Origin of the sequence: Falsiruegeria mediterranea M17 (assembly GCF_900302455.1) — a bacterium.
GTDB classification, from domain to species: Bacteria; Pseudomonadota; Alphaproteobacteria; order Rhodobacterales; family Rhodobacteraceae; genus Falsiruegeria; species Falsiruegeria mediterranea.
Map to the genome: position 1 here is coordinate 241,419 of NZ_ONZG01000003.1, position 13,440 is coordinate 254,858.

The 13,440-nt window shown below is 60.0% G+C and carries 13 protein-coding genes; all 13 read left to right on the forward strand.

Annotated features, from left to right (window positions below; genetic code table 11):
- Positions 1–9: 9 nt before the first annotated feature.
- The 13 genes from TRM7615_RS07285 to TRM7615_RS07345 all read left to right on the forward strand — a co-directional run bounded on the left by TRM7615_RS07285 (position 10) and on the right by TRM7615_RS07345 (position 13,438).
- Positions 10–855 (forward strand): TRAP transporter small permease, encoded by an 846-nt coding sequence (locus tag TRM7615_RS07285; RefSeq protein ID WP_108786240.1) that lies wholly within the window; start codon positions 10–12, stop codon positions 853–855.
- The gene (locus TRM7615_RS07290) at positions 855–2,213 is read left to right on the forward strand and encodes a TRAP transporter large permease (RefSeq protein WP_108786241.1); all 1,359 of its coding nucleotides are present in this window, start codon (positions 855–857) and stop codon (positions 2,211–2,213) included. Before TRM7615_RS07285 ends, TRM7615_RS07290 begins: the two co-directional genes overlap by 1 nt.
- A 12-nt stretch (positions 2,214–2,225) precedes the next feature.
- Complete coding sequence (locus TRM7615_RS07295) at positions 2,226–3,008, forward strand: IclR family transcriptional regulator (RefSeq protein WP_108786242.1); 783 nt, start codon at positions 2,226–2,228, stop codon at positions 3,006–3,008.
- A gap of 196 nt (positions 3,009–3,204) precedes the next feature.
- Positions 3,205–4,461, forward strand: coding sequence for a polysaccharide pyruvyl transferase family protein (locus TRM7615_RS07300; RefSeq protein ID WP_108786243.1), 1,257 nt, complete (start codon positions 3,205–3,207; stop codon positions 4,459–4,461).
- Positions 4,458–5,696 (forward strand): oligosaccharide flippase family protein, encoded by a 1,239-nt coding sequence (locus TRM7615_RS07305; RefSeq protein ID WP_108786244.1) that lies wholly within the window; start codon positions 4,458–4,460, stop codon positions 5,694–5,696. The genes TRM7615_RS07300 and TRM7615_RS07305 overlap by 4 nt, the downstream gene beginning before the upstream one ends.
- Positions 5,693–6,952 (forward strand): Coenzyme F420 hydrogenase/dehydrogenase, beta subunit C-terminal domain, encoded by a 1,260-nt coding sequence (locus tag TRM7615_RS07310; protein WP_108786245.1) that lies wholly within the window; start codon positions 5,693–5,695, stop codon positions 6,950–6,952. Before TRM7615_RS07305 ends, TRM7615_RS07310 begins: the two co-directional genes overlap by 4 nt.
- Positions 6,949–7,941: an acyltransferase family protein gene (locus TRM7615_RS07315; protein WP_108786246.1), complete on the forward strand. Its 993-nt coding sequence runs from the start codon at positions 6,949–6,951 to the stop codon at positions 7,939–7,941. The genes TRM7615_RS07310 and TRM7615_RS07315 overlap by 4 nt, the downstream gene beginning before the upstream one ends.
- Positions 7,938–9,245 (forward strand): O-antigen ligase family protein, encoded by a 1,308-nt coding sequence (locus TRM7615_RS07320; RefSeq protein ID WP_108786247.1) that lies wholly within the window; start codon positions 7,938–7,940, stop codon positions 9,243–9,245. Before TRM7615_RS07315 ends, TRM7615_RS07320 begins: the two co-directional genes overlap by 4 nt.
- A gap of 25 nt (positions 9,246–9,270) precedes the next feature.
- Positions 9,271–10,218 carry a glycosyltransferase family 2 protein gene (locus tag TRM7615_RS07325; RefSeq protein ID WP_108786248.1) on the forward strand — a complete coding sequence of 316 codons (948 nt, stop codon included), beginning with the start codon at positions 9,271–9,273 and terminating at the stop codon, positions 10,216–10,218.
- Positions 10,173–11,453, forward strand: coding sequence for a glycosyltransferase family 4 protein (locus TRM7615_RS07330; protein ID WP_108786249.1), 1,281 nt, complete (start codon positions 10,173–10,175; stop codon positions 11,451–11,453). Before TRM7615_RS07325 ends, TRM7615_RS07330 begins: the two co-directional genes overlap by 46 nt.
- A gap of 106 nt (positions 11,454–11,559) precedes the next feature.
- Entirely contained in the window at positions 11,560–12,027 is a 468-nt protein-coding gene (locus TRM7615_RS07335) for a glycosyltransferase family protein (protein WP_108786250.1), read from the forward strand.
- 32 nt (positions 12,028–12,059) lie between these two features.
- Positions 12,060–12,602 (forward strand): glycosyltransferase, encoded by a 543-nt coding sequence (locus TRM7615_RS07340; protein ID WP_165821385.1) that lies wholly within the window; start codon positions 12,060–12,062, stop codon positions 12,600–12,602.
- Positions 12,599–13,438: a glycosyltransferase family 2 protein gene (locus TRM7615_RS07345; protein WP_108786251.1), complete on the forward strand. Its 840-nt coding sequence runs from the start codon at positions 12,599–12,601 to the stop codon at positions 13,436–13,438. The genes TRM7615_RS07340 and TRM7615_RS07345 overlap by 4 nt, the downstream gene beginning before the upstream one ends.
- Positions 13,439–13,440 lie beyond the last annotated feature (2 nt).

Below are 13,440 nucleotides of genomic sequence, written 5' to 3' on the forward strand. Positions count from 1 at the left end.
GGGCACCAGATGTCTGTCTGGGCGGATATGTCCACCATTGTCACGGCCACCGTGACAGGGGACATCAACTTCAAAGTCGTAAAGGCCTACCGCTCGGATGCGGCGTGGCTTGTGTTTGGACCGCTGACCTTGATCGGCGCGGTTATCTTTTATTATCGCGAAAAACTAGCAGTCAGATTGGAAGAGCGGCTGGGATATTCGGCCACGCGTATCACTCATCCGATCATCGCTGTAATGTTGGCCCTGGGTTTGGCGGCGGCCTTTCTGGATCCAGTTGCCAATTTCCTAAGTACGGTGACGGGCGACAATCTGCGACTGCTTGTCGTGCTCATTCCGGTTCTGCTGATCCTGTTGGAGCGTACGCCCGAACGCACCATCGTCGTCTATTGTTACATCGTCATGGCGGTGATCATCTTTGTCGGCGTCATCCAGCGGTTTGTCTTTTCGGTGCAGGCCCCCTGGTCGACGACCATCCCGCCGCTCTTGTTCATGATCATGGCGTGGTACGGGTGCACCTTTAACATCCGCCTGCGCACGCATCTGAGCTTTTCCGAGTTCCGCACCAAGCTTGGCCGCAAAGGCCAGTTGTTCTGGCTGACCATGGACAACGTCCTGTGGCTGATTTTCTGCATCATCGTTGTCACCACCACGGCCCGTGTGACGGTCAACACCTATGACAACTTTGCCATTGTTCTGGGGACCGACGACATCATGCGCTGGTGGTTCATCCTGACGATGCCTTTGTGCTTCATCCTGTTGGCGACGCGCGCAATCGAGAACATCCTCGAAGATCTCGGCAAGTACCGCGGTGACGGTCCAATGATCGAGCAAGCCGTAATCGGGGGGGACACCTGATGACCGATGCAACCTGGATTACGATCATCTCGCTTGGGGTGACCTTTCTTTTCATGATGGGCACGCCAGTTCTGCTTATCATCTTTTACTGGGTGGTGGGATGCAGCTTTGTGCTGGATCTGACGCTCGACAACACCGGCGCCGAGATGCTGAACGTCTTCAAGGACGGGTTTGCGTTGATGGCGATGCCGCTGTTCATCCTGACCGGGGACCTGATCAACAAATCAGGGATTGCCAAAAGGCTATCGGATTTCGCCTATGCCTGCCTTGGTTGGCTGCGCGGCGGTCTGGCCATGGCCTCGCTTGGGGCTTGTGGTCTCTTTGCTGCGATCTCGGGTTCGAACTCGGCCACCACGGCCACGATTGGTTCGATGCTCCATCCCGAGATGGTCAAGGGCGGATATGACGAGCGGTTCTCGGCGGCCACAGCGGCCGCGGGTGGTACTGTTGGCATCATCATCCCGCCGTCGATCATCTTCATCGTCTACGGCTTCCTGATGAACCTGCCGATCTCGGACCTGTTTGTGGCTGGCATCCTGCCCGGCACGCTGATGGTTGTCGGCATGCAGCTGGCCTGCTGGATCATTTGCCGCATCAACGGCTGGGGCTATCTGATCCCGCTGCAACTGAACCGCGTTCTGAAAACCGCGTTTGGCGCGTGGCTGGGTTTCTTTGCCATCGGTCTGGTGCTTTGGGGCATCTACACCGGCAAGTTCTCTCCCACCGAGGCTGCGGGCGTGACCGTGGGGTTCTGTATCTTTGCAGGTCTCGTTAGTTACCCGGTCAACAAGATCATGGGTGCTGACAAAGACAAGCACATTTCGGACAAAAGCTTTGCCGAGATGTTCGCGGTCGAAGGGTTCACCTTGCCGGAAATCCCCTCAATCGTGGTCCGTTCGGCTCAGATCAGTGGCATTCTTGCGCCCCTGATCGCGGTGTCCGTTGTGATGCAACAGATCCTGTCCCTGCTAGGTGCGCAGCAAACCATCGGAGATTTCGTAACCTCGATGGGCGGTTATCATGCGGTGCTCTTTACCTCGATGGTGATCGTGTTCTTCTCGGGCATGGTTTTGGAAAGCCTGCCGGTGACGATCATCCTTGCCCCCATCCTGGCGCCGATTGCGGCATCCGTGGGCATTGATCCGATCCACTTCTCGGTGATTTTCCTGGTGGGCGCGTCGATCGGCTTCATCACGCCGCCATACGGGTTGAACCTCTATGTGGCATCAGGCGTAACCGGAGTTCCATATTTCCGTCTGCTTCGCTATACGGTGCCATACCTTGCCGCTTTGATCTCGGTCTGGGTGCTTGTGTCACTTGTACCGGATCTGGCACTGGCGCTGTTGCCGAACAGATAGAAATGAGACGCGATGCCTGAAGACGCGATACCTTCGAAAGAACACCAGATCCCGACGAACCTTCGGCTTCTGCGGATTTTGGAGGAGGTCGCGCGCCTTGGGGTGTCCGTCAAGCCGGCCGATCTGATCGACACGATCGGCCTGCCCAAACCAACGATCCATCGGCTTCTGCAAACTGCAGAGGCCGAAGGGTTTTTACAACGTGACATTGATGGGCGTTCTTTCGGGCCAGGCGATCGCCTGCGGGCACTGGCCGTCAACACGATGTCGTCCGAACGTATCCGCACTGCGCGTCTGGCGATCATGAAGGCTGCGGCAGAAGAGATCGGCGAAACCATCAATCTGGCCACCCCGGACCGCGAGGGCATGACCTATCTGGACCGGGTCGAGACCAAATGGCCGCTGCGCATCCAACTGCCCATCGGCACCCAGGTTCCGTTTCACTGCACGGCGAGTGGCAAGATGTACCTTTCTTCGCTGCGTTCTGCGACGTTGAATGGCGTGCTGTCCGCCAAGCCGCTGGAGAAGTTGACGGATCAGACCACGACAGACCCTGAGCTTTTGCGAGAGGAACTGGCGGAAACGCGGCGGCGTGGATACTCGCAAGACAACGAAGAGTTCATGACCGGGATGGCGGCCATTGCGGTGCCGGTTCTCGATCCGCAGGCACGGTTCTTGGCAACACTGTCGGTCCATGCCCCGGTGATGCGGTGTACACTTGAGCAGATCGTTGCTTTCCTCGAGCCGCTGCAAAGGGCGGCGAGCAAACTGTCCGAACTCAATCAGAATCAGTGACTTTTTCGTCCGGAAAAACTTAGGCGTGCAGTGATTTCCAGGGGCCAAGGGTCTCTCTGACCTTTTGTGACCAAGATGCCGATCTATCCTTTAGGTTAGCCGACCTCGTCTTTCGCGGCCTCTTCTCAACACCTGAACGCCAAAAGCCAAGAGGCGGTCAAGTTAGCGTACCTCAACAATTTTTGTGAGGACGCACATGATTACTCTGCTGAATGCTGCACCCGATACCGGTAACCAGGGCGTGAGTGCCCTGTGCCATTCGGTCGTCGCGGGCCTGGCCCGCCGAGGCGCGACATCTCTGACGGTGGCGGATCATGGGCGTGGTTTGCGCTCAGCCAATTGGGGCTACGCCGAGGTCAATTTGGTCGGGCTTACAAATCACCGTCGGTTCTGGCGCGGTGACAACCTGCGGATGGCTCACGCGGTTGTGCGACGCGCCAGTCGTCTGAGCGCCGCGGCCAATGCGGTTGCAGGATCACAAGCGGTTCTTGATATCTCTGGGGGCGACAGTTTCACCGACATTTACGGGCCCAAGCGGTTTCAGGCCATGGCGCTGAGCAAACGCATGGTTTTGGATGCGGGCGTCCCCTTGATCCTGTTGCCGCAGAAACTGGGCCCCTTTTCCACCTCTGCTGCCCAGGCGACGGCCAAAGATATCCTGAAACGCGCCGCTGCTGTTTGGGTCCGTGACGCGCAAAGCTATGAGTTCCTGAAAAGCGCCTTGGGAACCACGTTTGATCCGGTCCGGCACAAGTTGGGTGTAGATGTGGCCGTGGCCTTGCCAGAGGCAAAGCCACAGGCGTTGAAACCGGAAATCGACCTGCTGTTGGGCGCGAACCGTGCGCATGCGGTTGCAGGTTTGAATGTCTCGGGCTTGTTGTACAACCAGCCAGATCATGCACAGGCGTCCTTTGGGCTGCATGCCTCTCACCAACGCCAGATCACGGCGACCGCGCGCGCGCTTTTGGAGGCTGATCCAAACCTTCATCTGTTGCTTGTTCCGCATGTTCACCGCCCCGAAGGCGACGCCGAAAGTGATTTGGGCGCGGCACGTGCGCTCAAGGCGCAACTGGGTCCGTTGGGTGAAACACGCGTTCAGATATTGGATGAGCCTCTCTCTGCGATGGAGTTGAAATGGGTGCTGGCGCGCCTGGATTGGTTCGCAGGCGCGCGCATGCACGCCACGATTGGCGCCTTTTCATCCGGTACACCCACATTGGGTCTTGGTTACACCGACAAAGCTCAGGGTGTTTTTGACGAATGCGGCATCGGGGACGAGGTTGTCGATCTGCGCACCACAGACGCAAACACCATCGCGGCCCGGGCGGTTGAAAGCTATGCGCGACGTGGGGCGTTGCGCAATCGATTGAACCATCGCATTGCCGACCTCAAAGACCGGGCATCGCGGGAAATGGACGAGATTGCCAAACAGGCCGGAGCCACAGCGCGATGACTGACGTCACGCCTTCTGGCCGGTCACTCGCCTGGGCCGTCCCGATCGTGGCCGAGGCCGCGGCCCTGGCGCGGTCGGTGGTATTTGCATGGTTGCTTGGGCCGGACGAGATGGGCCAGGCGATGATGCTGGCCCTGACCGTTCGGATGGTCGAAATGGCCACTGATTTTGGGATAGAGCGCCTGATCGTTCAGGCGGTGGAAGGTCACACCAAACGCTTTCAAGCCGCGCTGCACGGGGCGATGATCCTGCGCGGTGTGATGTCTGCGATCATCTTGCTGGGTTTGGCCCCCGTTTTTGCATGGGGCTTGGATGATGGCCCGGGGTGGAGCAGCTACGCGCTCTTGGCCCTAGTCCCGCTTCTTCGCGGCCTGTCCCATCTTGACTATCGCCGGTTCGAGCGTCGGTTTCGCTATCAGAGCATGGCCATCGTTGAAGGGGGTGCCACGGTGGCGATGGCAGCTGCGGTGCTGCCTGCGGGGATCGTCTTTCAGGACCACCGGGCGATGATCATTGTTCTCATCCTTCATACAGCTTCATTTGCTTTGCTGTCCCATGCCGTGGCGGCACGTCGCTATAGTGTTGTGATGTCGGCCCAGGTTCTTGGCCGTCTCCAGCGTTTCGGGGCGCCATTGGTGGCCAATGCCTTGTTGCTTTTCGTGGCTTTCTACGCCGATCGCCTGATTGTGGCAGAGGCCTATGGCTGGGCTGTTCTGGCGGTTTATGGCATCACCCTGCAATTGGCGATGCTGCCAGCTCAGGTCGCCGGACGCGCGGCGGTCTCGCTGCTATTGCCCCGGTTGGCGCAGGCCTTTCACCAGAATCGTCTGCTTGAGGTCTGGCCCAGAAGCATGGCGACCTTTGCGGTTGGGGCTCTGATCATGGTCGTCGGATTTGTTGTTTGCGCGCCAATCACAATCGATCTGACATATGGCGCTGCTTACCGCCCGGATCTGTTCCTGACCTTGGGTGTGGCTTTGGCGGCAGGCTTTCGCATCCTGCGGACACCGTTGTCGCAACTGGCTGTCGCCACGGGGCGCACCGGCGATCCGGCGCGGGCCAACGTGTTGCGGGCATTGGCCCTCATTCCAGCGGCGGTGAGTGCCGCAGCGGGTCTGCCCCTGGCCGTCATCGCATTTGCTGCCGCCGCCGGAGAAGCCGCCGCCACATTCCGTGCGTTCTGGTTGTCGCGCAACTCATTGCATTTCTCAAACAGCGAGGAGGTTCTTGCATGAGAACGGACCCCATCACATCGATTGTTGCGGAAAATCTATGCACGGGCTGTGGTGCCTGCGCGGGGGCGTTCCCAAACGCCATCCGGATGCTCGAGGACCCGGTCAATGGCCGTCGTCCCGTGGTTGAAGACAGTGACCAGGGCCGCAAGGCTGCTGCCGAGGCGGTGTCGATCTGTGGTGGGATTTCCGCTGATTGGTCCGATTTGCAGATCAAGGACGACATCGACGCTAATTGGGGTCCAACCCTGTCCGTCTGGCAAGGATGGGCCGCGGATCCCGACATCCGCCGCAGCGGATCATCTGGCGGAGCGGTGACGGCGCTTGCGTTGTTTGCCCTGGAAAACGACCAGGCGGATGGAGTGGCGCATATTTCTGCACGCGAAGATGACCCACGACTGAACCAAGCCGTGGTCAGCCGCAACAAAGCCGACCTTATGCGCGGCACCGGATCCCGATATGCGCAGGCCAGCCCGGTTGAAGCACTCGGCGAAATTGAAGCTGGCAATGACCGGGTGGCGTTCATCGGCAAACCCTGTGACGTGGCATCGCTTGCTCGAGCAAGGCGCGCGCGCCCGAATTTGAAGGACAAGATCCCGCTGAGCATTGCGATTTTCTGTGCCGGTGCACCAAACCTTCAGGCCACGGACAAGCTGTTGGATCGGCTTGAGGTGCCCAAGGACGCCCAGCTTGTCGACCTCAGGTATCGGGGCAACGGCTGGCCCGGGCAGATGCAGGCCACCTGGATCGATGACGAAGGAGCGCAGCGCTCCAGCAAGGGGATCTCCTACGCCGAGGGCTGGGGGCAGATCCTGCAATCGGAGCGCCGCTGGAGGTGCCGTGTCTGTGCCGATCACACCGGGGCCTTGGCGGATATTTCGGTCGGTGATCCCTGGCACACCCCGCCAGTCGGGCAGACCGACGAGGGTCAATCGCTGATCGTTGCAAGAACCCTGCGTGGCCAGAAGTTGATCCAGGATGCGATCCGCGCAGGCGTGCTGATTGCCACACCTCAGTCCCGTGACGTGATCGAACGGGCGCAGCCGAACCTGAAGAACACGCATGGCGCTGTGTGGGGCAGGGTGCTGGCCATGCGGCTCGTCGGCATTTCAGCACCTTCGGCCAAGGGACAGCGCCTGTTCTCCATGTGGCTGAGCCTGACGCCCAAGCAGAAGCTACAATCGGTGCTGGGCACCTGGAAGCGCATCCTGCGCGAACGTTTGTGGCGTCGAGTGAGTGTCAGTGAGGGTGCGAAATGAGCATGCATCTCACCTTGGCCGAGGCATTTGGCAGAGGGCGGAACGCCAATCTGGACGCGCTGCGCCTGCTTTTGGCCGCTTGCGTCATTGTCAGCCACGCCTGGCCACTGACCCTTGGCCCCGGCACGGCAGAGCCGCTGCTTGACCGGACGGGCCGGTCATTAGGCGGATGGGCGGTGGTGCTGTTCTTCTTCCTCTCGGGTCTCTTGATCACGGCCAGCAGTCAGCGCCGCTCGGCAGTTGCTTTTTGGCGCGCTCGGATCAGGCGGATTTTTCCGGGGCTTGGCGTTGCGGTTTTGGTTACGCTGCTTCTGGCGCAGGTCAGCGGGGCAACGGCGGATCTGCGCGAAAGCACCGTTTGGGCCATGCGCGCCATCACGCTGGTATCGATTGAGCATCGGTTGAGCGGGGCCTTTGTAGACAACCCCTATCCGCTGGTGCTCAATGGCCCGCTGTGGAGCCTGTTTTATGAAATCGCGGCTTATGTGCTTTGTGCCGTCATTGCCCTGGCCACGCCGCGCAGGCGGTTGGCCTGGATCGGCGCACTGCTCACCGCGACAACCTTGGGGCTGCTGTGGAACGGGCCGTTGCCGCACCGGGTAGACACGGCGTTGCCACTGTTCCTTGCCTTTGGATTCGGCATGGCCGCGCATGACCTGCGCGCCTCCTTGGCGCTGTTACCATCACTGGGTGCGCTTTTGGTGCTGAGTGTGCCGCTGCTGCCCGCGCCGCTGGCCATTCCTGCTGTCTGCTACGGCATCCTGTCGCTGGCCTTGGTGGCCCCGCAGGTCAGGCTGTCGGCTGACTATTCCTATGGCCTTTATATCTATGGCTGGCCGGTGGCGCAGAGCGTGCTGTGGCTTGCCCCCGGCCTCTCTCCCGCGTCGCTGGCGGTGCTGAGCCTGGCCGCGACCATGCCGTTTGCCATCGCCAGCTGGCATCTGGTTGAGCACCCCGCCACCCGCCGCCGCGCGCAGGTCGCCGCATGAGCACGACAGCCGCCAAAACCCGCACCTTGTTTGGTGTGCCGTTGGCGATCGCCATCTTTATGGTGGCGATGATGTTGCCGACGGCGGTGTCGCTTAACCTGGGCGGGCTGAGGCTTTCGGCCTATCGGGTGGTGCTGATTGTGATGATCTTGCCGATGCTATTGCAACTGGTGTCCGGGCGGCAGGGCAAGGTGACGCTTTTTGACGGGTTGATCCTGGCCCATTGCACCTGGGCCATATTTGCGCTGATCAACTGGGGCGGGTTGGCGCAGGGAATTGAATCGGGCGGCATCTATTTCGTCGAATGCGCCGGGGCTTATCTGATCGGGCGGCTTTACATCCGCTCGCATCAGGACTTTGTGGCGATGTCTTATGCCTATGTGGGGCTGGTGCTGACCACGCTGCTGTTTACCGTGCCCGAGGCGCTGACCGGCATTCACATCCTGCACGACAGCATCTCGGCCGCGTTTGGAGGCAGGCCAGCAGCCTATATCGAGCCGCGCATGGGGATTGAGCGCACTTTCGGCCCCTTTGACCATCCGATCCTTTACGGGGTCTTTTCGGCCTCGGCCTTTTCCCTGGCCTATTTTGTGATTGCCGAAAAGCGATTGAGCAATCTGTCGGGCATGGCCAAGGTGGCGGGCGTTGGGCTTGCCACGTTCATGTCGGCTTCGGGCGGGCCTTATGTGGTGCTGATCATGCAGGGCTTTGTCGCCCTATGGGAACGCGTCTTGGGCAAGTTCAAAGGCCGTTGGACCGCACTTTTCTCTTTGTTTGGGTTGGCCTACCTCGCGATTGACCTGTTGTCGACCAAGACGCCGTTTCATGTCTTCGTCAACTACCTGACATTCTCCAAAGAGTCGGCCTACAACCGGATTTTGATCTTTGAGTACGGCACCGCCGAGGTTGCGCGCTATCCGCTTTTTGGGATTGGACTGGGCCAATGGGAGCGTCCGGTCTGGATGTCCGACAGCATGGACAACTTTTGGCTGGTAACGGCCGTGCGCTATGGGCTGCCTGCCCTTTTGCTGCTTGTTGGGCTGCTTCTGGGACTGGTCTGGGCCGTTGGTCGACGCAAGGGCCTGCCTGTTGAATGGAAACGGGCGCGTCATGCCTGGGCCTTTACCCTGTTCGGGATCAGCGTCGCGGCGGCCACGGTTCATCTGTGGAACGCGCTCTTTGTGCTTTTCTTCTTCCTTGTTGGGGCCGGCAGTTGGCTGTTGGATGCCCGCCCGACCTCTTCTGTCGTTAACCGATCCTTTGCACCTGTTCGGCCCCAATTGCAGCCAGAACGGTTATTTTGAGCCCACTTAGAGAAAGCCCCGAACCATGGATATTTCGATTGTCATCGTGAATTGGAACACATGTGATCTGTTGCGGGATTGCCTGCGCAGCGTGTTTGACGGGTTGCGGGGGCTGGAGGCCGAGGTTTTGGTGGTCGACAACGCGTCTGGCGACGCTTCGGTCGGCATGGTTCAAGCCGAGTTTCCGCAAGTGGCGCTGATCGAGAGCGAGCAGAACCTCGGCTTTGCCGGTGGCAACAACCTGGCCCTGCGCCATGCTGCGGGCCGCTATGTCATGCTGCTCAATACGGACACTTTGGTACACGGAACCGTTCTGCCCAAGTCGATCGAGTGGATGGACAACCACCCCGAAATCGCCGTGATGGGGCCGCGTGTTTTGAACACGGACGGCACCGTCCAACCATCGTGCAGCGCCTTCCCATCGCTCAAGTACCTGATCCTTCAGGCGCTTGGTTTGACCCGCATTGGAAAGCTGGACAGTTACCGCATGACAGGTTGGGACAGGTCAACCGAGCGCCAGGTCGATGTGATCTCGGGTGCTGCGATGGTGGTGCGCCGTGAAGCGATGGAGCAGATTGGTCTGCTGGATGAGGCGTTCTTTTTCTACGGGGAAGAGACGGATTGGTGCCTACGGTTTGCCCAAGCGGGATGGGGCGTGACCTATGTCCCCCTTCCCGCCGTGACCCATTTTGGCGGCGGCGCCGTCGCCAAGTTCAACCATCGGCGTGATGTCATGATGACCGAGGGCGTCACCCGCCTGCACCGCAAGCATGGCGGCATTCTTGCAGGGATGGCGTGTTTTGCGGTTCTGACCTTTCACAACACGTCACGCGCGGTGTTTTGGACGGCTTTGGGATTGGTACGGCCGCGCCGCGCCGGGAACCGCGCGCTGCACTTCCTGTCGGTGGTACGGGATCTGCCGCGTGCATGGCCCAAGTTGAGATCCGCGTCGACCAATCGGGCAGCCCAATGATGCGCGTCCTGCTGATCGCCCCAAATGTCGATGCAACGGATGTCGGCGAGGCCCTGATCGCCTTCAAATGGGCCCGAGCGCTGTCAGAGCGCGTGGACTTGACCCTGTTGACCTTTCAACGTGACGGGCGTGAGAGCGTCGCGGCTCAGCTGCCAATGGCCAAGGTTGTCACCTGGCCCGAGCCTGCATGGGCCAGAAAACACGAGCGACTGAACGCCATGCTCAAACCTGCATGGCCCGTGTTTGCACGTCACGTGCGTCGTTGGATCACGGATCAATTGAAACGGAATGAGCGTTTCGACATTGCTCACCAGCTGATGCCCCAAGCGGCGCGCTATGCCTCGCCGTTGCGCCATTTCGACATGCCCTTTGTCATTGGCCCCTTGGGTGGCGCGTTGGAAACGCCCGAGGCCTTTCGCTCCGAAGTTGCAAGCGCGCCACTTTTCACCCGGCTGCGGGCATTGGATGCCTATCGTTTTCGGCATGATCCCTGGTTGCGTGCCAGCTATTCGCAGGCAGCCTGCATTCTGGGTGTCGCACCCTACGTGCGGGATGTCCTGGGCGATGTGCCTTTGCAGCGGTTCGAAGCAATGCTTGAACTTGGCATCGACGATGTCGAGCCTGAGGTCGCTCGCCCGCAGCTTCCTGGTCAAATGCGCGTCCTGCATGTGGGCCGCGCCGTGCGCACAAAAGGTTTGCGTGACACGGTACGTGCATTGGCACACTTGCGGGACATGCCCGGGATCACTCTGACCAGCGCGGGCAGCGGAGAGGAACTTGACCTGTGCCGAGCAGAGGCGGAGCGCCTTGGCGTGTCCGACCGTGTCGAGTTTCTGGGCCAGGTGCCCCGCGACCAGCTAGAAACGCTTTATGCGTCGCACGACGTGTTCTGCTTTCCATCGTTTCGTGAACCCGCCGGCGGTGTCTTGTACGAGGCGATGCGCCATGGGTTGCCCGTCGTGACGGCCAACCGTGGTGGTCCGGGTTGGATCGTGGACGATACATGCGGTCTGCGTTTGCCGGTGGAGACCCCGGAACAGCTGGCGAAGGGTGTTGCCGACGCCCTGCGATCACTGGCTCAGGACGCACCATCGCGGACCCGTCTGGGCGCGGGCGCCAAGGCCAAGGTCCTGCGTGAGGGACTGTGGTCCTCCAAGGCGGATCGCCTTGTTGACCTCTATGCTGATCTGCTGCCAACTGCGATTAGACAGCGTTCTATCCCAAAGCATAGCTAGGCTCACCTTTATCGGCGCAAAGGTGACTTTTGCGACTGCACATCAAGGGGTTATGACACGCTAGATTTGTTCTCAAGGCATCGAAGAGAAGCTTGGGAGCATATCAATGACTAAACATTCACGCCAAAAACCCGTCGTTCTTGCCGTCTCGTCCGGAGGCGGTCACTGGGTTCAGATGCAACACCTTGCACCTGCCTTTGACGGGACCGAGGTGCATTACGCCACCACGGATAGCACCGCGGCTGACCGGGTGCGTGACGGCCATGTTCACACCTATCCGGATGCCAACAAGGACACGCCGCTGCGTCTGGCTCTTTGCGCGCTGCGGCTGGCCTGGATCGTGCTGCGCCTGCGTCCTGATGTGGTGATTTCGACGGGAGCAGCCGGTGGGTTTCTTGCGATCCGAGTGGCACGCCTGATCGGAGCGCGCACGATGTTCATCGACTCAATTGCCAATGCCCGTTCGTTGTCGATTTCGGCCCGGCTGTCGCTGGATGTGGCAGACCGCGTTCTCTCGCAATGGCCCGCCGTGGCCGATCTGAGTGGCGCCGAGTACCGCGGCGCAATCATCTGAACCTTTCTTCACGACTTCGACGGGATAACCTCATGATTTTCGCAACTGTTGGCACACAACTGCCTTTTCGTCGGATGCTGCATGCTCTGGATGATTGGGCCGGAAGCAATCCGGGTGTTCCAGTCCTGGCTCAGACGGGCGATGGCCAATGTGCATTCCACCATATGGAAACGGTCGAGCATCTGGGTCAACGAGAATTTCGTCAACGCTTCAAGGCCGCAAAGTTGATTGTGGCGCATGCGGGCATGGGCACGATCCTTTCGGCCGCAGAGTTGGGCAAACCCATCGTCCTGATGCCGCGCAGGTCCGAGTTCGGCGAACACCGCAATGACCATCAGTTGGACACTGCGCAGGAGATGATGCGCTTGTCGAATGTGACGGTGGCGAATGATGCCGAGGCCTTGCACGAAACCTTGGATTGGTATGCGCGCTATGCGTTCGAAGTCGAGATGATGCCAATTCAACCTGACGGCGCCAAGCTTGAACCCTTGCTCGATGTCATTCGGACCTTTGTCTGGGGCGGTCACGAGGAACAGCAGCAGGTGTCGTCCAACAATGCGGCGCGTTCGCTATGACCAAAGCGACAATCCTCATTCCGGCGCATAACGAGGCAGCCGTCATTGGACGCACATTGTGGTTTTTGTCGCGCGGCCTGAACCTGGCCGAATTCCAGGTCATCGTGATTGCCAACGGTTGTTCGGACGCGACCGCAGCGCGTGCGCGTGCCGCTTTGCCGCAAGCGCAGGTCATCGAATGTGATACGGCGGGCAAGTGTCACGCCATGAACCTTGGCTATGCCGCGGCGGACAAGAGCGCGCCGGTTGTCTGCATGGACGCGGATTTGGACGTGACTGCGGAATCTGTTGCGGCCTTGTCCGTTGCTGTGACTGCCGAAGGGACAGATGCGGCCTGCGGTCGGATGGATGTCGACACCACCCATGCCTCGACTGCGGTGCGGGCATTTTACCAGGGATGGCGGTCGAACCCCTATTTCGACCGTGGCAAGTTTGGTGGGCTCTTCGCCTTGTCGGCCAAAGGGGCCGAGCAGGTGTTTCCGCTGCCTGATGTCACGGCTGATGACGAATACATCCGTCGCAGCTTTTGTGACGCGCAGATCGCAACGGTATCAAGGTGCATTTTCGTGGCGCGATCGCCCACGAAGCTCAGCGCGCTTGTGAGCATCCGCCGCCGCAGTCTGCGGGGTGCGCGAGAGATCTCCAAGTTGGGGTTGCCAAGCCCCGAACGCACCAGCCGGTTCCGGATGTTGGGTCGGGCGTTCATATCTCCGCGCGATGCGTTGCCAATTGCCATTTTCCTGGCCGTTGTCACCTGGGTGCGATTGGTCTTGCTCTTTGAAACGTCTCAAAGCCTTCGCTGGGAACGAGACCTGACCTCACGGGTGGTGCGATAACC